Genomic DNA, 19,277 nt, shown 5'->3' with positions numbered 1-19,277 from the left:
GCGGTGCCATCCATTCGGTCCGTGACTGCGGTCACGGCGAATGGTCCGCATGTGATGTGAACGACAGCGAAATGCCGCCGCGCAGGCGGGCTGCGCTCAGCCGGGGCGGCCGGCCGACCACTCCAGGTGTTCGGCGATGACCCGGCCCAGGGCGGCGGGCTGCTCCAGCTGGATCATGTGCGGTGCCTCGTCGACGACGACCAGACGGCCGCGCGGCGCGCGCGACGCGATCTCCTCCGACCGGCTCCGCGGCGACGCCTGGTCCTGCCCGCCGGCCACCGCGGTGACCGGCATCCCCAGGTCTCCGAGCCGGGGAGCGGTGTCGTGCGTCGCGATCGCCCGCCACCCGGCGGCGAACGCCGCGGGGTCGAGGCCGAGCAGCAGCTCCCGGGCATACGCCACCCCGGGGTGCGCGGGAGCCATCGCCAGGGCCTGTGGCGTGAACCAGCGGGACAACGTGTCCTCGAGAACGGCGGCCATCCCGCCGGTCTCGGCGGCGACGGCCCGCTGCTCCATCACGGCCGGCGAGGCGCTCGCCCCCGTGCACGCGACGAGGACGGACACCACCCGGTCCGGATGCCGCAGGGCCGCGTTCAACGCGACCATCCCTCCCATGGAGACACCGATGAGGTGCAGCGGTCCAGGATGAGCGGCCACCACCTCGTCGGCGAGGCCGGCCATCGTGAGGGGGCTCGCCGCCCTGGGCCGGCCGAACCCGGGGAACTGGTGGAGCCGCGCGGCGTCGGGCAGGTCGACGGCGTCCCACGTCCGCGCGTCGTTGCCCACGGGCGGGAGGAGGACGACGCTCGGGTCGCTGCGCTGCGGGTCGGCCACCCACCGGACGTTAGGCCCGAGGGCCGTCGCCGGAAGTGATCCAGGTCCGTGGACCAAAGTCACCGACCGGCCGGGAACGGCCCTCTTAGCGTGTGAGCATGACCACGATCGCCGACGGCTTCGACCCGCAATCGCTCGAGTACAGGAACGACCCGGTGGCGTTCGTGCAGCCCTACGTCGCGGACAACCCCGTCTTCTTCCACGCACCTCTCAACGCCCACGTCGTCCTGCGCAACGAGGACGTGCGCGCGGTCCTGACCGACTTCGAGACGTTCTCATCCGGTGCCTTCAAGGCGCTGGAGCCGTCGGTGGAGGCACTTGCGACCATCCCCGAGGACCAGAAGCGGGTCGCCCAGCTGGTCATCGGCGGCGGCATCCTGCTCAACCTCGACCCGCCCGTGCACACCCGCGAGCGCAAGACCGCCCAGAAGGCCTTCACCCGCCCGCGGGTCAACCAGGCCGCCGAGAGCATCGAGGCCAAGGCCGAGGCCCTGATCGACGGCGTCGCCGACCGCGGCGAGATGGACCTCATGCAGGACTTCGCCTACCAGCTCTCCCTCTCCGTCGTCGGCGACATGCTCGGCCTGCCGCCCGAGCACCTGCCCCGCTTCCACGCCTGGATCGGCGAGGTGTTCGGCCTGATGTCGCCGATCGACGCCGAGCCCGGCACGTCGCCGCGTCCCGACGACGACGTCGTCGACGCCTACGCCCGGATGTACAGCGCCTACGAGTTCTTCTCCGAGTTCGTGGCCGACCGGCGAGCGAACCCCCAGGACGACCTGACCTCGGCGATGCTGACGGTCACCGACGACGACGGCCAGCCCCTGCTCAGCAACGACGCGGTGCTCGCCCACATGGTGTCCATGACGGCAGCCGGCACCGACACGACGGCGAACCTGATCGGCAACACCGTCCGCTACCTGACCGAGAACCCCGCCGTGCTCGAGCAGGTCCGCGCCGACGAGACCCTCTGGGACAAGGTCGTCGAGGAGTCGCTGCGCCGGTCCGGCATCGCCCTGCACCTGTTCCGGCGCACCTCGCGCGACACGGAGATCGGTGGCGTCCCGCTGGCGGCCGGCTCGATGGTTCTGCTGGCCCTCGCCGCCGCGAACTCCGACCCGTCGGTCTTCCCGGACCCGTTGGCCTACGACATCCACCGGCCGAACATCGGCGACCACCTGGCGTTCGGTACCGGCCGCCACTTCTGCATCGGGTCCCCGCTGGCCCGGCCGGAGGCGCGCATCGCCCTGCAGACGCTCTACCGGCGGCTGCCCGGTCTCACGGCCGACCTGGAGGAGAAGATCAACTACCTCCCGGCGCTGACCGTGCGGGCCATGCTCAACCAGCGCGTGACGTGGTGAGGGAGCGGCAGATGACCGGCATCCGTGGCGTCCACCACTTCGCCTACTCCACCTCGGAGGCGGAGCGGGAGATCCGCTTCCACGAGGACGTCCTGGGACTGCGGCTCGTCAGCCGCGAGCCCCGGACGCTGCGCGGCCTCCCGGGCGAGGAGCTCGTCTTCGGGCTCTCCGGTTCCCCGTCCGAGGGCTTCCTCGTCGCCTTCTGCCTCGGGGCCGACGGGCCGACCGGCCGCCAGGGCAGCAACGGTCCGACCTCTCCCAACCTCGCGGTGCCCGCCGGGTCGCTCGACTCCTGGCAGGCGCGCCTGCACGACGCGCACGTCGAGAGCCAGGTCGACGAGGTGTACGGCACGAAGCGGCTCGTCTTCACGGCGCCGTCCCGCATCCGGTACACCCTCGTCGAGACCGATCGGCCGGCCTCCGGCCAGGGGGACGCCGGCCCGTCCTCCGCCGTGCTGGGTCTGCACAGCGCGACCATCTCGCTGATGGACGTCCGGGAGACCCACTCGTTCCTGCTGGAGCTCTTCGGCGGCACGCACCTCGAGCAGGACCTCGCCTCCGGCTACTACCAGTTCTCGGACGGAGCCGGGGTCGAGCTCCTGCACGAGCCCTACCGGGCACCGGGCACCTGGACGTACGCCGTCGGGACGCCGCACCACATCGGCCTCGACGTCGCCGACGAGGCGTCGCGGGAGCAGATCTGCGAGCGGCTGCGCGATGCCGGCTACTCCGACGTCTCCCCCGTCGTCGGGGGAGCGGGCTCCAGCACCGTCTGGGTGCGCGCGCCTGGCGGCGCCCTCGTGGCCCTGGTGTGCCCTGCCGTCACCGAGCGCTGACAGCCGCGGATGCCGAACATCGCCAGCACCCTGACGGGGGCACGCCGGCTGCACGCCGGGCACACCGCACTGCGGTACGCCGACCGCTCCCTGACGTACGCGGACCTGGACGACGCCGTCCGCCGGTTCGCCTCGGCGCTCCTGTCGAGCGACCTGCGACCCGGTGACCGGGTGGCGGTGTTCGCCAAGAACTGCCCCGAGTACGTCATCACCATGTACGGCGTCTTCGCCGCCGGCATGGTGGTCGTGCCCGTCAACGCCAAGCTCGCCGGGCCCGAGCTCGCCGTCGTCCTGGAGGACAGCGGGGCCCGCCTGCTGGTCCACGACACGGCGAGCGCGGCGCTGGTGGCCGGCGCCGCGGACGCCGGGGTCCGCACGCTGGAGATCGGCGCTGCCTTCGACCGGTTCCTCGCCGGCGGGAGCGCGGACCAGCCGGTGGCCGACGTCCCCGACGACGCGGTGGCCTGGCTCTTCTACACCTCGGGGACGACGGGTCGTCCGAAGGGCGCGATGCTCACCCATCGCAACCTGACGGCCATGACCTGGCTCGAGCTGGCCGACGTCTGCGACTACCGGGCCGACGACGTCGCGCTGCACGTGACACCGCTCTCGCACGGCGGCGGCCTGTACCTCCTGGGCGCGATCGCCCGGGGCTCGACGAACTTGATCTACAGCGGGTCCTCGTTCGTCCCGGGCGAGGTGCTCCGGTTGATCGAACGCGAGCGCGTCACGGTCATCGCCTTCCTCGCACCCACGATGATCGTCATGCTGCTGGAGGCCGACGCGGAGACGGGCGCGGACACCTCGTCGCTCCGGCGGGCGGTGTATGGCGGCGCGCCCATGCACCTGGACTCCGCCCGGCGCATGGTCGACCGCTTCGGCGCCGTGTTCGTGCAGATCTACGGGCAGGGCGAGTCGCCGATGACGATCACCTACCTCGACCTGTCGGAAGGCCCCGTCGACGACGACCGGCTGATCTCGGCCGGTGTCCCGCACCCGGGTGTGCAGGTCGCGGTCCTCGATCCCGACGACCGCCCGCTGCCCCTGGGCGCCACCGGGGAGATCTGCGTGCGGGGGGACACCGTCATGAGCGGGTACCTGGGCAACCCCGCGGCGACCGAGACCACCCTGCGCAACGGCTGGCTGCACACCGGCGACGTGGGGCGCTTCGACGAGCACGGGCGGCTGACCCTCCTCGACCGCAGCAAGGACGTCATCATCTCCGGCGGGACGAACATCTACCCCCGTGAGGTCGAGGACGCCCTGCTGCTGCACGCGGGGGTGCGGGAGGTCGTCGTCTTCGGTGAGCCCGACGACGTGTGGGGCGAGAGCGTGACGGCCGCCGTCGTGCGCGAGGACGGCGCCGACGTCCCGGCCGACGAGCTGATCGACTGGTGCCGGACGCGGATCGCCGGCTTCAAGAAGCCGAAGCGGGTCGTCTTCCTCGACGAGCTGCCCACGAACGCCTACGGCAAGGTGCTGCGCCGTGAGGTGCGCGACCGGCTGACGAGGACGTCCTCCGCCTGACCGGGCGGAGGACGAAGGTCACAGCTCCAGCACCGGCACGGGGCTAGCGTCCGAGGTCATGAGCGAGCCGGACGTCAACCCGCCGTACTTCTACCCCGAATACGTCATCACGAGGAAGCGGAGCCCGCGCGAGCCGCTCGTACAGCTCCCTCGCGGGTGGTTCCACGACCTCACCGGGCCGACGTTCGGGCACATCTCCGTCAAGCCGACCGACAACGACCTGACCATCCAGCACGACGGTCCCCCACAGGGCCAGCGCCTCGTGCTGACCGGCCGGGTGCTCGACAGCGACGGGCGCGGGGTGCCCAACACCCTGGTGGAGATCTGGCAGGCCAACGCGTCGGGCCGGTACGTCGACAAGGCGGACCCGAACTTCATGCCGCTCGACCCGAACTTCACCGGCGCCGGACGCTGCATGACCGACAGCATGGGCAACTACTCGTTCACGACGATCCGGCCGGCGGCCTACGCCGGGCCCAAGGGGACGATGTTCCGCCCGGCGCACATCCACTTCTCACTCTTCGGGCGCACCCTCAGCCAGAGGCTCATCACGCAGTGCTACTTCGACGGGGACCCGCTGATCAAGCACGATCCGATCATCGAGGCCATCGCGGACCAGAAGGGCCGGGACCGTCTGGTCGCCACCTTCGACACCGAGTCCACTCCGCTGACCTCCGGCGGGGACACCTCCGCCCTCTCCTACAACTGGGACATCGTGCTGCGCGGCAGCAGCGCGACCCCCTTCCTCGGGTGATGACGATGACCAGCCAGCAGTCCCCATCGCAGACGATCGGCCCGATGTACGGCTTCGCCCTGTACGAGAAGGGCATGGAACGTGCCGTCGCGCCGGACGAGCCGGGCGCCGTCCACATCCGGGGCTCGGTCCTCGATGGCGACGGCGAGCCCCTCGCTCACCCGGACGCGCTGGTCGAGGTGTGGCTCGGCGATCAGTTCACCCGGGCCCGGACCGACGCCTTCGGCGAGTGGCAGGTGTGGATCCGAAAGCCCACGGAAGGGCTCCAGCTGCCCGACGGCACGACCCTTGCGCCGTACGTGCACGCGACCGTCTGGGCCCGTGGCCTCATGAAGCAGGCGGAGACCCGGATCTACTTCCCGGACGAGGTGGAGGCGAACGCCGCCGACCCCGTCCTCGCGCGCGTTCCCGAAAGCCGCCGGCACACGCTGATCGCCACGCCGGAGGACGACGGAGCCCTCCGCTTCGACGTCCGCCTGCAGGGCGAGGGCGAGACCGTCTTCTTCGACTTCTGACCCGACCGTGGCTTCTGCCCGCCGACCGCGTCGGACCGAGGTCACTGCCGCACCCCCAGCGCCTCACGAGGCTTCGCAGCGCAGTTCGTCACTCTTGCCAGGAGGCAGCATGACCACCAACTACCACGTCGCCACCGGGCGCTTCGAGGGCCGCAGCGCCCTGGTGACGGGGGGCGCCAACGGGCTGGGCTACGCCTGCGCCGCCCGGATGGCCGCGGAGGGCGCGACGGTCGGCCTCATCGACCTGAAGCAGGACGCCGTCGACAGCGCCGTGAAGCGACTGCAGGAGCAGGGCCACACCGCGTTCGGCTACGCCGCCGACGTCACCGACGAAGCAGCCATCAAGGCCGCGACCGCTGACTTCAACACCCAGGCCGGCTCCGTCGACGTCCTGGTCACCATGGCCGGGATCTTCCCGTGGGTCGACTTCGCGGAGATGACGCTCGAGCAGTGGCGCCAGGTCGTGGACGTCAACCTCGGTGGCACCTTCACCGCCGCCCACGCGGCCATGCCGTTCATGAAGCAGCAGCAGTACGGCCGGATCGTCACCATCTCCTCGGGGACGGTCATGCTCGGTCTCCCGGGGCAGTCCGCCTACATCGCCAGCAAGAACGGCATCATCGGGTTCACCCGCGTGCTCGCCCGCGAAGGCGGCCCGCACGGCGTCACCGCGAACTGCGTCCTCCCCGGACTGATCGCCACCGAGCACGTGCTCACCATGCGCGAGGACACCGACGAGTTCATCGGCCAGACCGTCGCGTTCCAGTGCGTCCCGCGCCGCGGCGAACCGGCCGACATCGCCGACGCGGTCGCCTACCTCGGCAGCGAGGGCTCCGCGTTCGTCACCGGCCAGCAGCTCTACGTCGGCGGCGGCGACCGGTTCGTCTGAGCCACTCCGCACAGGGGATTCAACGGAAGGGCCGGACAGCTGTCCGGCCCTTCCTCGTCCGTCGGGGCCACCCGGTCCGGGGTCCGGGACCGGCCCAGCGCCTCGTGGGAGAGCGGTCGGCCCGGCGGCGCCGTCGTCGGAGACGTACGACGCGCGCTCACCGTGCAGCACCTGGCTGACTGAAGGGGCGGCCGCCTCCCGTGAGCAGTTGCTCATCGCGTCAGACGACGGTGTACCCGCCGTCCACGACCAGGTTCTCCCCGGTGATGAAGGAGGCCTCGTCCGAGACCAGGAACAGGGCGGCGCGGGCGACGTCCTCGGGTTCGCCGGCCCGCTTGATGATCTGGTGGTCGAGGAAACCCTCGACGGCCCCGGCCACCTCCGTGATGTCCGCGGTCGCCGGCGTGAGGATCAGCCCGGGGCTGACGGAGTTCACGCGGATACCGACGGGGCCCCCTTCGCTGGCGAGCTCGCGCGTCATCCCGATCACGCCGTGCTTCGTCGCGGCGTGGGCGAAGCCTCCGGAGGCGGCCCGGATCGCGTTGATCCCCTGCATGGACGCGGTGTTCAGGATCGCCCCTCCGCCGCCGGCGACCATGTGCGGCCAGACCGCCTGGGTGACGTGGAAGACGAGGTCGAGCTCGTTCCGGAAGGCCTCGTGCCAGGTCTCCACCGGCATGTCGGCGATGGAGCCGAAGACCGCTCGTGCGGCGTTGTTGTACAGGACGTCGATCCGCCCGTGCTCGGCGACGGCGCCCCCGATCCAGGCGTCGACAGCGGCGCGGTCGGCGAGGTCGATCGGGTGCGTCGACGTCATCGTCCCGCCGGCCGCGCGCACGAGCTCGACCGTCTCCTCACCGCCGTCGGTCTTGACGTCGCACCCGACGACGACCGCGCCCTCCCGGGCGAAGAGCAGCGCGGCCGCACGCCCCTGTCCCCCACCGGTTCCGGTGATGACGGCGACTCTTCCTGTCAGACGTCCAGACATGGCGTCACCGTAGGTACGGGGTGTGGGCCGGGCTGTGACCCAGGTCCCGACAGCCCGACCTACTCCGCCGCGGGATCCGTGATGCGCACGTAGGCCCAGCCGTCGCGCGAGGTGCGTTCGAACGCCGCCGCGAACCCCTGGTCGGCCGACATGCGCTCGACGTACTCCACCGTCGTGGCGGCCCGCTCGTCGTCGGGACCCAACGCCGTCGTGCTGCCGTCCGCCAGCATCTGGACGGGGAAGAAGCCTGCCTCGGCCACCGGCCGCTCCCCCTTCTGCAGGGTGAGGGCCACGACCATCGACCGGCGCGCCTCCTCGGCGAAGGGCCACAGCTCGAACTCCTCCGCCGGCGGGCGCATGGAGGACAGCTCGCCGTAGCGCCGCATCGAGTTCGCCCGCATCTGCGGGGTCACCGACGGCCCGACGAAGTGGTGCACGAGCGCTCCCGTGCCGTAGAAGATCGGCCGACCGCTGTACCACTCCACCGGTCGGAGGGCGTGGTGGTGCGTGCAGAGCACGACGTCCGCACCGTGGTCGACGGCGTCGCGCGCGAGGCGGGGCTCGTAGTCCATCAGCTGCTCGAGGACGTGCGAGTAGCCCCAGTGCATCGAGACGACGACGACGTCGGCCTGCTCCCGGGCGGCGGCGATCGCGGCCCGGCAGCGCTCCAGGTCCTCGGGGACCACCGCGGTGGTGATCAGCGGGGGGATGCCGGGCTCCCAGAAGTTCTCGTCGGGGTCGAGGTAGGACGTCGTCACGCGCAGCGGAGCGAGCCCGGGTCGGTTGGCCCGCGCCTCGTAGCCCTTCGGCATCACGGTGCTGAAGCCGACGAGCGCGACCCGGACGCCGTTGTGCTCGGTCACGTAGGGCCGGACGGCCTCCTCCAGGTTCGCGCCGGCACCGAAGACGTCGATCCCGAGGCCCTCGAGCGTCGCCCGGGTGTCGTCCAGCCCGACGTAGCCACCGTCGAGCGCGTGGTTGTTGGACGAGCTCATCACGGTGAACCCGGCGGACCCGAGCGGCGCCGCCCGGTCGACCGTGGAGCCCATGTAGTGCTTGTGCGTCGGCGCCTTGGCCGGCCGGTCGGAGTACACGCCCTCGCAGTTGCCGAGGACGACGTCTCCTGGCTCGAGGACCGGCTTCACCGGCGCGAACGCCGCCTCGCCGTTCTCCATGTCGCTGAAGACGTCGCCGGCTGCTCTCAGGTCTACGGTTCCGTGGCTCACGGCCGCAGTGAATCCGCCAACCTGCGGGGACTCAGTGACTTCCGTCCTGCCGAGGCGCCGGTCACTGGGCGAGGCTGGTCGGCATGACTCGCGTTCCCCTGGTCCCCGATGACGATCCCGAGGCGATCCGCCACGGGGTCTTCGACTCCTTCGCCGCCGAGCAGCGGGAACCGATCGCGCTGTACCGGGCGCTCGCGAACGCGCCCGAGCTGCTGGTCGCCTACCGGGCCCTACCCCAGCACCTGCGGCACGCCGGGACGACCCCGCGGCGCCTGCGCGAGCTCGCCGTCCTCAGGGTGGCCCAGCTGGTCGACTCGGCCTACGAGTGGAGCCACCACCGCCCCATGGCCGTGACGGCGGGCGTGACGGAGGCCCAGATCGGTGCGCTGGCGACCTGGCGCGGCTCCGAGGAGTTCGACGCCGACGAGCGTGCGGTGCTGGCGGCGGTCGAGGGCGTCCACGACCTCCGGCTCTCGGACGAGGAGTTCGCGGCCGTCGAAGAGCGGCTGGGCCGCTCCGGCGCCATGGAGATCGTCGTGGCCGTCGCCCAGTACGAGGCCACCGCCAGGATCCTGCAGGCGCTGGGCGTCGAGGTGGAGCCGAAGTACGCGCCCCACCTCGACGACTGGGCGCCGCTCAGAGCATGAGCTCCGCGAGGCGGTCGAGCTCATCGAGGTCGCAGCTGGTCGGCAGGAGGGTGAGCTCGCCGGCTCCGGCGGCGCGGAAGGCCCCCGCGACGCCGGTGGCCTCCTGCTCGTCGAGCGGGGCGCCGGCCACCAGGTACTCGGCCGCGGGCCCGAGGAACGCGAAGTACTGGCGCAGGAACGCCTCGGCAGCGGTCCGCCGGCCCGGATCGAGATTGAAGTACCGCTGTGCGTAGAGCCGGGGTCGCCCCGTGCGGCCGTGCCGGGCCCATGCCGCGCCGACGGCCTCCGCACCCGTCGCGAAGTCGTCCGGCCTGCCGACCGCGAACGTCCACCCGGCGCCGTACCGGGCGACCCTCTCCCAGGCCTTCTCGCCGGACCCGCCGATCAGGATCGGTATCGCCGACGGCGGCCGGGGGCCGATGACCTCGTACTCGCCGTCGCCGGCCCAGATCGCGGTCATCTCCTCGAGCATGGTCTCGAGGCGGCGGTGCCGCCCCGGGTGCTCGGCGCCGGCCAGGCGGTAGTCCACCTCCCGGTCACCCACGCCGACGCCGAGCTCCAGCCGACCGCCGAGCAGCACCTGCAGGGAGGCGAGCTGCTTGGCCAGCGGGCCGGCGGGGCCACGGTTGGGCAGCAGGAGGACGCTGGTGCGCAGCCGGATGCGCTCGGTCACCGCGCCGGCGAGAGCGAGGACGCTGAGCGGTTCCAGCTGGTTCCAGGCGAACCGGTCCGTGGCCACGAGGCTGGCGAACCCCAGCTCTTCGGCGCGCCGCGCCCAGGCGAGGACGTCCTCCCGCCGGGCGCCCGGCACGTGCGACGGCAGGCCTACCGAGATGTCCACGTCGGCTCAGCTCGGCGCGTGGGCCTTGTGGTCAGCGATGACCGGCCCGAGGTTCCCGACGTTGCGCTGACGGACGATGCGCCCCTTGCCGTCCACCTCGCTGATGGTGACGGCGTTGTGCGGGTGGACGTTGCCGGAGTGCCGCATCGTGTAGGTCACCACCGCCTCGGCGATGACCGTCGTGGTGTCCCCGGTCGGCACCTCGTAGCTGGTGACCACCCGGTGCTCGATCTCCTTGGCGACCGGGACCACCATGCCCTTCACGTGCGCCGCGATGCTCCCGCGGCCCTCGATCGGGGCGTTGTCCCCGAAGCGCACGGAGGCGTTCTCGTCGAAGAGCTCGAAGGCACCGTCCAGGTCACCCGCGTCGATGCGCGCGTAGTAGGTGGTGACCGTCTCGAGAGGCGTGAGCATGGGTGTGCACTCCAGTTCTGTAGTCCGGGACCTGGGCGGACACTACGAACGAGAGCCGCACCGGGATGTGACGTGGGTCCGCTCCTGCGCCCCCTACCGGAGGCCCGTCTCCCCCAGGACGCCGTCGTCCAGGGCGTGCTGCATCCGCTCGCGCTTGGTCCTGAGGTAGCGGACGTTGTGCGGCGTGGGCACGGTGGGCAGGGCCACCCGGCCGACGAGCTCGAGGCCGTAGCCCTCGAGACCGCCGTACTTGGCCGGGTTGTTCGTGATGAGGCGGATCCGCCGGATGCCGAGGTCGCCCAGGATCTGGGCTCCCAGACCGTAGCTGCGGGAGTCGACGGGCAGGCCTTGCGCGGTGTTCGCGTCGACGGTGTCCATACCCTGGTCCTGCAGCGCGTAGGCGCGGATCTTGTGCCCGAGGCCGATGCCGCGCCCCTCGTGCCCGCGCAGGTAGACGACGGCGCCACAGCCCTCGGCGGCGATGGCCCTGAGGGCCTGCTCCAGCTGGGCACCGCAGTCGCAGCGCAGCGAGCCGAGGATGTCGCCGGTCAGGCACTCGCTGTGCACGCGCACCAGCACGCCTGCGTCGCCGGAGCCGGCAGTGGCGACGTCACCCAGGACCAGGGCGAGGTGCTCGGTCCCGTCGACGGTGCTGCGGTAGGCGACGGCTCGGAACTCGCCGAACTCCGAGGGCATGGTGGAGGTGGCCACCGGCTCGACGAGACGCTCGGTGGCCCGGCGGTAGCGGACGAGGTCGGCGATCGCCAGGACGGGCAGGCCGTGCTCCGCGGCGAAGGCCTCGAGGTCGGTGCCACGGCGCATCGAGCCGTCGTCGGCCACGACCTCGCTGATGACGCCGACGCCGGAGAGACCGGCCAGCGTGAGCAGGTCCACCGTCGCCTCGGTGTGCCCGGCACGGACGAGGACTCCGCCGTCGCGGGCCCGCAGGGGGAAGACGTGCCCGGGCCGGCGCAGCTCCTGCGGCGTCAGGGCCGGGTCGGCGAGCGCGCGGACGGTCGCTGCTCGCGCCTCGGCGGAGACACCGGTCCCGGTCCCGACGACGTCGACGCTGACCGTGAAGGCCGTGCCGTGCGCGTCGGTGTTCTCCGCGACCATGGGCGGCAGGCGCAGGTCGTCGGCCCGGGAGGCGGGCATCGGCGTGCAGACGATGCCGGTGCTGTGCCGGACGATGAAGGCCATCTGCTCCCGGGTGACGAACTCCGCCGCCATCACGAGGTCGCCCTCGTTCTCCCGGTCGTCGTCGTCGGTCACCAGCACCATGCGCCCGGCAGCGAGCGCGGCCAGCGCCGTCCCGACGGCCTCGGCCGGGGAGGTGCGGCTCATGCCGACAGCTCGTCGAGCGCGGCGTGCGTGCCGAAGACCCGACCGTGGTAGGTGAGCGGCGGCCCGGAGACGGTGTCCGCGGCGTGCACGAGCCCGAGGACGATGACGTGGTCGCCGCCCTCGACGAGGTCGGTGACGTCGCACGCGAGGAAGCTGGCGGCGCCGGGCAGGCGGGGCACGCCGTCCTCGACGTCCCACCGGACGCCGGCGAACTTGCCGACCCCGCCCTTCGTGGCGAACTTCAACGCCAGCGTCGACTGGCTGCTGCTCAGCACGTTCAGCCCGAACCGGCCGGATCCACGCACCGTCCGGAGCAGTTCCGACGAGCGGTCCAGGGACACGAGCACCATGGGCGGCTCCATCGACAGCGACGTGAAGGCGCTGATGGTGGTGCCGTGCGGCAGGCCGTCGGCCATCGCGGTGACGACGGACACCGGGGTGCAGACCGCGGCCATGACGTCGCGGAACGTGGCCTGTAGGGCCTGTAGGGCCTGTGGCTCGACGGCGTCCGGCCTGCTGATGGTCTGCGTCATGGGGACCTCTCGGTGAGCATGGTGAACATCGGAGACTCCCGCGAGGGCTTCGTGGCCGGGGCTGGGAGCCTGATCCCCGGACCGTCCGGCTGCGTTCTCGTCTAAGGGGTCGAGCACACCGCCCGGATCGCCCGCGCCGATGAGCGTGTCGCGAGTTCTGACCGTCTCGCGAGGCGTTGGCATGGGGGGACTCCAGTTCAGTGATCTCCAGGACCGAGACGGACACTACGAACGTGAGCCGCTGCGCGAAGTGACGAAAGTCCGCCATCGCCTGCCCGGCCGTGATGCCTGCGCCTCCCGGAAGCGATCGCGGGTCGGGGTGGCCATGGCAGACGTGCCGGTCAGCCCCGCGGCGGCAAGGGTGGCCTCGTCAGGCACCACCGCGACGGCGGCGACCTCGCCGCCGGGCGCACAGCGGCCACCGGGGTGCCGGCGAGGGCCATGCCGTGGAGCTCGACCAGCGCGTCGACCCCGCCGGGGTGGGAGCGCGGACCTGCTCGGCCACCGGGCCGGCGGTGCGGTCGACGACCACCCACGAGCATGATCGAGCGCTGGCTGCTCCGGGGTCGACTGCGGCGGCGGGCGGACCTGCCCGACCCACCCGGCCGCCGCGGGAGATCAGTCGGTGGCGGGCAGGAACCGCCGGTAGGTGGGGACGGCGACCGCTGCGGTGGCGACGTGCACGGCCACGAGGGAGAGCACGGCGGGCACGCTGGTGCCGGGCATCGAATCGGCGGCGAGCAGCAGGAGGTCCGGGACGAGGGAGACCACGACCACCGTGGGGGCCAGCCGGCGCGACGGGCGCGCCGGGCGGGCACTGCGCCGGGTGATGAGCCGCCACCCCAGAGCGCCGACGACGGTGCCGACGACCGTCCACAGCAGGACGACCGGCGCGGACGGAAGGCCCGACGTACTCGAGGCCCCGTGCCCCCTGGCCCGTGCGTGCCGCTGCAGCGGGCGGAGCCCGCCGCTCGTCCTCGGGGTCAGCCGTCAGGCGTCCGGGTCAGCTTCGGCACGTGCTGAGCTGCGTGTGCCGGGCGCCCAGATGGTCGACGCCCGTCATCCGGCGACCGAGCCAGCGGCCCCGACCAGCATCGACGTGAACTGCTCCTGCCGTGCTGCTGCTCGGGACGCCACCGCTCGCCGGCCGACCCGTGCATGTCCGGCAGCCCTCGTCGTGCTCGAGCGGGGCAGGAGCTCGAAGCCCTCCGAGCCGGTCCCTGTCCGTCCGGTCGTCCCGGAGCCGGATGAAGGCTTCGACCGTAGGGTGACCCGGTGCGTCGCCCGTGCTCGCCTGGTGAGACCGGCCGGTGGCCGCCACGAGCGCCGACGTCGTGACCTACGTCGTGGTGTTCGTCACCGTGGCGATCGGTGCGCTGCTACCCGTCGTCCCCACCGGAGCCGCTGTCGGGGCCGCTGCGGCGCTGGCGATGACCGACGGCTCCCTCGTCGGATTGCTGCTCGTGCTCGTCGCCGCGGCGGGCGGCGCGCTGCTGGGCGACGCCGCGCTGTTGGCCGTGCTCCGCTGGGGCAGCGGGCCGATCCGCCGGTGGTACGCCCGCCGGGTCCCCCCGGAGAAGCAGCAGACGGAGGAACAGCGCCTGCGCCAGCGGCCGGTGTTGGTGCTCGTTCTCTCGCGCCTGGTCCCCGGCGGCCGGATCCCGGTCATGCTCGCTGCGGTGGTGACCGGGCAGTCGTGGCCCTGGTTCCTCGCCGGTGACGGGATCGCCGTGGTCGCCTGGGCGGTCCTGTACGCCGGCCTCGGTGCCGTCGGGGGCGCCGTCTTCGACGAGGAGTGGCAGGCCGTCGCACTGGCGGTCATCCTCGTGCTGGTCATCGGAGTCGGACCGGACCTCGTCAAGCGGACGGTCCGCAGCCTGCGGTAGAGCTCCGGCTCGCGGCGGGCGCGGCAGCCCTCGTGCACGATCGGCGTCGCGCTGCCGGGGCCGGGACGCCGCACCAGGAACGCCCGGCCGAACGAAGGGGACCTCGTCATCGCCACAGGCGCCTCGCTGGAGGAACTGGCACGGCGTTACCTGCCGCCGTCCACGCCCGACAACCCGGTCTTCACCGGCGACTCGACCTGGGACGCGGTCGTGGACGGAGTGGAGTACTTCAGCCAACTGCACGCCGGCCTGTCGGCCGCGGGCCCTGGAGACTCCGTCTTCCTCTCCGGCCTGCAGATGGATGCGGACACGGATCTCACGGGACGAGCGGCGGGAGAACCGGGTCACCAGGCGATCGCGGATCTGCTGGCGGAGAAGGCGGCCGACGGGGTCGACGTGCGGGTGCTGCTGACCGGAGCGGTCTTCAGCGGCTCGCTGCCCTGGCCGCGCATCGGCCCCTTCCGGGACAACGTCTTCACCGCACGTGCGATGCGCGGGTGGCTCCCGGCCGAGCGGCCCGAGGTGCTCGCCCCGCCGCTGCGGGATCGCGTGCTGCTCGACTGGTCCGGAGCCGGCATCGGCTCCAACCACCAGAAGCTGGTGCTGCTGCACGTCGGCGGACAGCTCAGCGCGTTCGTCGGTGGCATCGACCTGGTCAGCAGCCGCTACGACGCGACGCCGCACGACCGGTTGCGGAGCGAGGGACAGCGGTGGGGGTGGCACGACGGTGCTGCTCGCATCACGGGTCCTGCGGCCGCGAGGGTGTGGGAGAACTACCGGCTGCGGTGGCAGGAGACCGCCACGCTGCCGCGGCGGTACATGTACCTGCCGCCGGCGTCACTCGTGGTGCTCAACCCGCCGCTGCACCCGATGCAGGTGCCACCGGCGCCCGCAACCCCGCCGCGCTCGGCGGAGGGCAACGCCGTCCAGGTCCTGCGCTCGTTCAGTCCGTGGAAGATCGACGAGTGGTTCGGCCTGAACAGGGTGCGCTGGACGACGCTGCCGCACGGAGGCGTCCAGGAGGTCTACCGGACCCTCGCCACGGCCATCGCGGGCGCCCGCCGCTACGTCTACCTGGAGGACCAGTACTTCCACGAGATGCCCGGGGGCCGACGGCGGCTGGAGCTCTACGAGCCGTTGCGGCAGGCCGCCGCTCGTGGGGTGAAGGTGATCCTGGTCGGTTCCGGGCGGAAGGACCCAGCCGACGGCGGGGTCGACCAGCTCAAGCGCACGGTGACCCGCGATCTGCGGCACAAGGTCATCCGGCGGCTCCCGCCTGCGCAGCGGAGCAACGTCGTCATGCACCGCGTGCAGCACCTCACCGTGCACACGAAGCTGGTGCTGGTCGACGACGCCTTCGCCTGCGTCGGGTCGGCCAATTTCTTCAGCCGCTCCATGGCCGGCACGGACAGCGAACTGAGCTGTGCCCTGGTGACCGACGGGACCGCCGTCCGCGACCTCCGTGTCCGCCTGTGGGCCGAGCACCTGCGCACCCCGGTCCCCGCGCACCTGCGCCCGGCGCTGGAGGACCTGGACCTCGCCCTCGGCATCTGGCGCTCGCAGTGGCTGCCGCCTGGTGCCGATCCGGAGACCTGGCAGCGAGCCGGGAGACCTGTGGGCTTCGCGCCCGCCGAGCAGGTTCTGGTGCCGGTGACCCCGTACCACCGCTCCGAGGAGACCTCGTGACCGTGCCCGTCGGACGCCCGCACGTGGATGACGGCGGGGCGGCGCCCAGAACCGCGGCGTTCCTGGTCCTGGACCGGACGCTGATCAGTGGGTCCTCGCTGTCCCTGTTGTTCCGTGACCTGAGGGACCGGGACGTGTACTCCATCGGAGAGGCCCTGACCCGCACCGCCCGTCACGTGGCGGAGGTCTTCTTCGGCGGACGGGAGCAGCAGAGCGCCCGGCTGCGCCGGGAGACGATGGCTGCCGTCACCGGCCTCAGGAGCGCCGACCTCGAGGACTGGAGCCGGCGCCTGGCGACGCAGGAGGTGCTCCCGCGGGTGTATCCCGACGTGGCCCGCATCATCGCCACGCATCGCGCCGCCGGCGACCTGGTCTACCTGGTGACCGCCAGCCCCATCGAGCTGGCGCGGCCGGTCGCCGCGGCACTGGAACTCGACGGCGCGATCGGCACACGGGCCGAGACGGACGGGAACGGCTATTTCACCGGTCGGCTCCCGGACGGCTTGATGCACGGCCCGGTGTCGCTGGCCGCCGTTCGGGTGCTCGCGGCCGAGCAGGGCATCGGGCTGGAACGCAGCCACGCGTACTCCGACTCCTACGACGATCGGGACCTGCTCGCCGCGGTCGGGCATCCCCACGCGGTCAATCCCGAGCCGCGGCTGCTCGAAGGGGCGGTACGACGAGGCTGGGCCGTGCACGAACTCAGGCCCGCCCGCCGGCAACTCCTCGTCGGTGTCCCGCCCGTCGTCCCGGTCGGCGGCCTGATCAGCTGTGGCATCGCCATCGGATTGTCGCTCGGCCGACGCCGCCGGCAGTGACCGAACTCGGCTGACAGCCGCGGAACCCGCGACACGGCCGCGCCTGGGAAGTCTCCTCCGACACGGCCGGAGGAGCAGGGTCCCCCGAGTCGGTGGAGGGCGGTGTCGTCGATGACGGCGGGATCCCGATCGGCTCAGGGGCGTCGGAGCTCCTCGCGGAGCCGGGCCTTCCGAGCAGCCCCGCCCGGTCAGTGCCTGGGACCCCGTGTGCCGGGCGGCTCAGCGCCCGAGGATTGCGCCGACCGACGATCGGTGGACGACCAGGCTCCGGGCCAGCTTCTCGTAGTCCATCTCCGCAGGGCCGAGGGCGATCTCGCCGTCACTGGCCAGCAGGCCAGGGCCATCCGGTCGGGTGATGCGGACGTCGACCGGGTCGTCCTCGATGTGAGCAGGCACCACATCTGCTCCAGTGGCCACCATGCTGGCACCACAGACGACTCAGGCCGTCCTCCCAGAGGGAGAACGGCCTGGTCAGAGGGGTGGAGCTGAGGGGACTCGAACCCCTGACCCCCACACTGCCAGTGTGGTGCGCTACCAGCTGCGCCACAGCCCCGTACCTCGGCCCGCCCGTCTCGCTCGGGCCAGGTGAAACTGTACAACGCCGGGCGGGCGCGACCGCGGCGGGGGTGGCCGCGCGTCGCGCGGTCGCGGGGCCGGTGCTCAGACCTCGACGCCGCGCTCCGCCAGCCACGGCACCGGGTCGATCCGCTGGCCGTTCATGCCCCCCTGGTGCACCTCGAAGTGCAGGTGCGGGCCGGTCGACTGACCCCGGTTGCCCAGCAGCGCGATGGTCTCCCCCGCCTCCACGTACTGCCCCGGCTCGACGAGGATCTCGTCCATGTGGCCGTAGACGGTCACGTCGCCGTTCTCGTGCAGGATGTAGACGGCCAGGCCGAACCCGCTGGCCGCACCGGCCCGCACCACGACGCCGTCGGCCGCCGCCATCTCCGGCGTCCGCATGGGCGCGGCCAGGTCGATGCCGTAGTGGAAGGTCCCCCACCGTCCGCCGAACCCGCTGGTGAACCGCGCGCCCTCGACGGGCAGGACGGTCTTGGGTCGGGCCGCCTCCGCGGCGGCCTCGGCGGCGGCGGCCTCGGCGGCGGCCTGCTCGGCGCGGGCCGCGGCCACCTCCTGCAGCCGCGCCTGGGCCTCGGCCTCGGTGATCGAGGCCATCGGCATGACCTCGACGGCCTCGTCCCCGGTCATCAGCTCGTCCTGGGCGATCTGCACCGCGGACGACCCGGCCGCGGCGTCGGAGGTCCCGTGCAGCCCGAACGCGCCGGCGCCCAGGGCGCCGACCACCAGGGCGGCGAGCAGCAGGTGCGGGCGGCGGTCGCGGGCGCGTGGCCGCCGGGCGGTGCGGGGGGCCCCGACGGGAGCCGGGTCGACGGCGACGCCACCCTCCGGGGCTGCCACGACGTCGAGCACGCCGACGTCGGCGACCCCGGCGGCCGGGACCTCGGCCGTCTGCTCCGCCACGGGCAGCACCGTGGTCGGCAGGACGGCCGGCACCCGGACGGCGACGTCGTCCAGGGTCGCTCGCGGCGGGGGGACGACGGCGACGAGGGACGCGGCGCCCTCGGGGCGGACCGGGGGGAAGCCGCGCAGCGCGGAGACCCGGCGGTCGGCCGGACGACGGACGTCGGCGCGGCGGTGGCCGCCGGTCCGGGGACCCGGGACCGCCCGGTGCGATCCGCTGGCAGGGCGGACGAGCACGTCCGCGGTCCTCCGGTGGTCGCCCATGCACCTGCCCGTCTCGTGGGGAGCGGGCTCAGGCGAGCCCCCGATTCGGTCGTACGCATCCAAACACCACGTGACCACTTCGTGACGATCGGTGCGGCGTGTCGCAGGCGGACACGCCACTGTGTCCTCGATCACGCCACGCCGGATCCGGGTTTGCGGCCCCCGGAGGTGGGGCATGCTGGCTCCCCCGGCGTCGAAAAGGTGCGCCGGCCCGACGAGCGCCACCGCCAGGTCTCCAGAACCGCGGGCCAGCCGCCGTCGGTCCGCCGCGGACGATCCGCCGGGGACGTCGCCGGTACACCGGCCGTCGCACCACCCGGGTGTGCACGACGGGACCGGATGGTCCCATGATCAACCCGGTGCGGCCCTCGGGCGCGCCCCACCCCCGTGGGTGCGGCGCACCCAGCGCCGCCCCACCCGAGCGCGGCCCCACCC

Annotated in this window: 20 protein-coding genes and 1 tRNA gene; 10 read left to right on the top strand and 11 right to left on the bottom strand. The window is 72.6% G+C overall.

The window, feature by feature from the left end; genetic code table 11:
* Positions 1-96: 96 nt before the first annotated feature.
* A complete protein-coding gene (locus ACU616_RS14340) occupies positions 97-834 on the bottom strand; it encodes an alpha/beta fold hydrolase (RefSeq protein WP_446759125.1) in 738 nt (245 codons plus the stop codon).
* A 98-nt stretch (positions 835-932) separates the two neighbouring features.
* On the opposite strand from ACU616_RS14340, the gene ACU616_RS14335 reads away from it, so the two are divergent.
* From ACU616_RS14335 to ACU616_RS14310, 6 genes are all read left to right on the top strand, one after another.
* Positions 933-2,195, top strand: a complete 1,263-nt coding sequence (locus ACU616_RS14335; RefSeq protein WP_446759124.1) for a cytochrome P450 — start codon at positions 933-935, stop codon at positions 2,193-2,195.
* A gap of 11 nt (positions 2,196-2,206) precedes the next feature.
* Entirely contained in the window at positions 2,207-3,031 is an 825-nt protein-coding gene (locus ACU616_RS14330) for a hypothetical protein (RefSeq protein ID WP_446759123.1), read from the top strand.
* Positions 3,032-3,040: 9 nt separating this feature from the next.
* Complete coding sequence (locus ACU616_RS14325) at positions 3,041-4,558, top strand: class I adenylate-forming enzyme family protein (protein ID WP_446759122.1); 1,518 nt, start codon at positions 3,041-3,043, stop codon at positions 4,556-4,558.
* Between the two features lie 58 nt (positions 4,559-4,616).
* Complete coding sequence (locus ACU616_RS14320; protein WP_446759121.1) at positions 4,617-5,312, top strand: dioxygenase family protein; 696 nt, start codon at positions 4,617-4,619, stop codon at positions 5,310-5,312.
* A 5-nt stretch (positions 5,313-5,317) separates the two neighbouring features.
* Entirely contained in the window at positions 5,318-5,827 is a 510-nt protein-coding gene (locus ACU616_RS14315; protein ID WP_446759120.1) for a protocatechuate 3,4-dioxygenase subunit alpha, read from the top strand.
* 109 nt (positions 5,828-5,936) lie between these two features.
* The gene (locus tag ACU616_RS14310; RefSeq protein ID WP_446759119.1) at positions 5,937-6,716 is read left to right on the top strand and encodes an SDR family NAD(P)-dependent oxidoreductase; all 780 of its coding nucleotides are present in this window, start codon (positions 5,937-5,939) and stop codon (positions 6,714-6,716) included.
* Between the two features lie 220 nt (positions 6,717-6,936).
* On the opposite strand, the gene ACU616_RS14305 is transcribed toward ACU616_RS14310, so the two are convergent.
* Both ACU616_RS14305 and ACU616_RS14300 read right to left on the bottom strand, forming a co-directional pair.
* On the bottom strand, positions 6,937-7,704 hold the full coding sequence (locus tag ACU616_RS14305) for an SDR family NAD(P)-dependent oxidoreductase (protein ID WP_446759118.1): 768 nt from the start codon (positions 7,702-7,704) through the stop codon (positions 6,937-6,939).
* 59 nt (positions 7,705-7,763) lie between these two features.
* Entirely contained in the window at positions 7,764-8,930 is a 1,167-nt protein-coding gene (locus ACU616_RS14300) for a CapA family protein (RefSeq protein ID WP_446759117.1), read from the bottom strand.
* A gap of 83 nt (positions 8,931-9,013) precedes the next feature.
* Here ACU616_RS14300 and ACU616_RS14295 point away from each other — a divergent pair, with 83 nt between their 5' ends.
* Positions 9,014-9,577, top strand: coding sequence for a carboxymuconolactone decarboxylase family protein (locus tag ACU616_RS14295; RefSeq protein ID WP_446759116.1), 564 nt, complete (start codon positions 9,014-9,016; stop codon positions 9,575-9,577).
* Here the strand turns inward: ACU616_RS14295 and ACU616_RS14290 are convergent.
* The 5 genes from ACU616_RS14290 to ACU616_RS14270 all read right to left on the bottom strand — a co-directional run bounded on the left by ACU616_RS14290 (position 9,567) and on the right by ACU616_RS14270 (position 13,591).
* Positions 9,567-10,418 (bottom strand): LLM class flavin-dependent oxidoreductase, encoded by an 852-nt coding sequence (locus ACU616_RS14290; protein ID WP_446759115.1) that lies wholly within the window; start codon positions 10,416-10,418, stop codon positions 9,567-9,569. The genes ACU616_RS14295 and ACU616_RS14290 overlap by 11 nt on opposite strands.
* Before the next feature lie 6 nt (positions 10,419-10,424).
* The gene (locus ACU616_RS14285) at positions 10,425-10,832 is read right to left on the bottom strand and encodes a nuclear transport factor 2 family protein (RefSeq protein WP_446759114.1); all 408 of its coding nucleotides are present in this window, start codon (positions 10,830-10,832) and stop codon (positions 10,425-10,427) included.
* Between the two features lie 93 nt (positions 10,833-10,925).
* Positions 10,926-12,176 (bottom strand): bifunctional 3,4-dihydroxy-2-butanone-4-phosphate synthase/GTP cyclohydrolase II, encoded by a 1,251-nt coding sequence (locus ACU616_RS14280; RefSeq protein ID WP_446759113.1) that lies wholly within the window; start codon positions 12,174-12,176, stop codon positions 10,926-10,928.
* Positions 12,173-12,709 (bottom strand): flavin reductase family protein, encoded by a 537-nt coding sequence (locus ACU616_RS14275; RefSeq protein ID WP_446759112.1) that lies wholly within the window; start codon positions 12,707-12,709, stop codon positions 12,173-12,175. Before ACU616_RS14275 ends, ACU616_RS14280 begins: the two co-directional genes overlap by 4 nt.
* 618 nt (positions 12,710-13,327) lie before the next feature.
* On the bottom strand, positions 13,328-13,591 hold the full coding sequence (locus tag ACU616_RS14270) for a DUF6069 family protein (RefSeq protein ID WP_446761483.1): 264 nt from the start codon (positions 13,589-13,591) through the stop codon (positions 13,328-13,330).
* Positions 13,592-14,019: 428 nt separating this feature from the next.
* Here ACU616_RS14270 and ACU616_RS14265 point away from each other — a divergent pair, with 428 nt between their 5' ends.
* The 3 genes from ACU616_RS14265 (at position 14,020) to ACU616_RS14255 (ending at position 17,099) form a co-directional block, all read left to right on the top strand.
* Positions 14,020-14,595, top strand: coding sequence for a VTT domain-containing protein (locus ACU616_RS14265; RefSeq protein WP_446759111.1), 576 nt, complete (start codon positions 14,020-14,022; stop codon positions 14,593-14,595).
* Positions 14,596-14,805: 210 nt separating this feature from the next.
* Positions 14,806-16,281, top strand: coding sequence for a phospholipase D-like domain-containing protein (locus tag ACU616_RS14260; protein ID WP_446759110.1), 1,476 nt, complete (start codon positions 14,806-14,808; stop codon positions 16,279-16,281).
* Positions 16,278-17,099 (top strand): HAD family hydrolase, encoded by an 822-nt coding sequence (locus ACU616_RS14255; protein ID WP_446759109.1) that lies wholly within the window; start codon positions 16,278-16,280, stop codon positions 17,097-17,099. The genes ACU616_RS14260 and ACU616_RS14255 overlap by 4 nt, the downstream gene beginning before the upstream one ends.
* Before the next feature lie 219 nt (positions 17,100-17,318).
* Here ACU616_RS14255 and ACU616_RS14250 read toward each other — a convergent pair whose 3' ends face one another.
* From ACU616_RS14250 to ACU616_RS14240, 3 genes are all read right to left on the bottom strand, one after another.
* Positions 17,319-17,495: a hypothetical protein gene (locus ACU616_RS14250; RefSeq protein ID WP_446759108.1), complete on the bottom strand. Its 177-nt coding sequence runs from the start codon at positions 17,493-17,495 to the stop codon at positions 17,319-17,321.
* A gap of 84 nt (positions 17,496-17,579) precedes the next feature.
* Positions 17,580-17,652, bottom strand: a tRNA-Ala gene (locus ACU616_RS14245).
* A gap of 107 nt (positions 17,653-17,759) precedes the next feature.
* Positions 17,760-18,815 (bottom strand): M23 family metallopeptidase, encoded by a 1,056-nt coding sequence (locus ACU616_RS14240; RefSeq protein WP_446759107.1) that lies wholly within the window; start codon positions 18,813-18,815, stop codon positions 17,760-17,762.
* Positions 18,816-19,277 lie beyond the last annotated feature (462 nt).

The organism is Geodermatophilus sp. URMC 62 (assembly GCF_052931475.1).
This window is presented reverse-complemented; position numbering and strand designations above follow the sequence as displayed.

Coding starts and splice junctions, on each gene's coding strand:
- ACU616_RS14310 (WP_446759119.1), top strand. CDS start 5,937: ATGACCACCAACTACCACGTCGCCACCGGGCGCTTCGAGGGCCGCAGC.
- ACU616_RS14275 (WP_446759112.1), bottom strand. CDS start 12,709: ATGACGCAGACCATCAGCAGGCCGGACGCCGTCGAGCCACAGGCCCTA.
- ACU616_RS14280 (WP_446759113.1), bottom strand. CDS start 12,176: ATGAGCCGCACCTCCCCGGCCGAGGCCGTCGGGACGGCGCTGGCCGCG.
- ACU616_RS14335 (WP_446759124.1), top strand. CDS start 933: ATGACCACGATCGCCGACGGCTTCGACCCGCAATCGCTCGAGTACAGG.
- ACU616_RS14320 (WP_446759121.1), top strand. CDS start 4,617: ATGAGCGAGCCGGACGTCAACCCGCCGTACTTCTACCCCGAATACGTC.
- ACU616_RS14315 (WP_446759120.1), top strand. CDS start 5,318: ATGACCAGCCAGCAGTCCCCATCGCAGACGATCGGCCCGATGTACGGC.
- ACU616_RS14285 (WP_446759114.1), bottom strand. CDS start 10,832: ATGCTCACGCCTCTCGAGACGGTCACCACCTACTACGCGCGCATCGAC.
- ACU616_RS14325 (WP_446759122.1), top strand. CDS start 3,041: ATGCCGAACATCGCCAGCACCCTGACGGGGGCACGCCGGCTGCACGCC.
- ACU616_RS14295 (WP_446759116.1), top strand. CDS start 9,014: ATGACTCGCGTTCCCCTGGTCCCCGATGACGATCCCGAGGCGATCCGC.
- ACU616_RS14305 (WP_446759118.1), bottom strand. CDS start 7,704: ATGTCTGGACGTCTGACAGGAAGAGTCGCCGTCATCACCGGAACCGGT.
- ACU616_RS14330 (WP_446759123.1), top strand. CDS start 2,207: ATGACCGGCATCCGTGGCGTCCACCACTTCGCCTACTCCACCTCGGAG.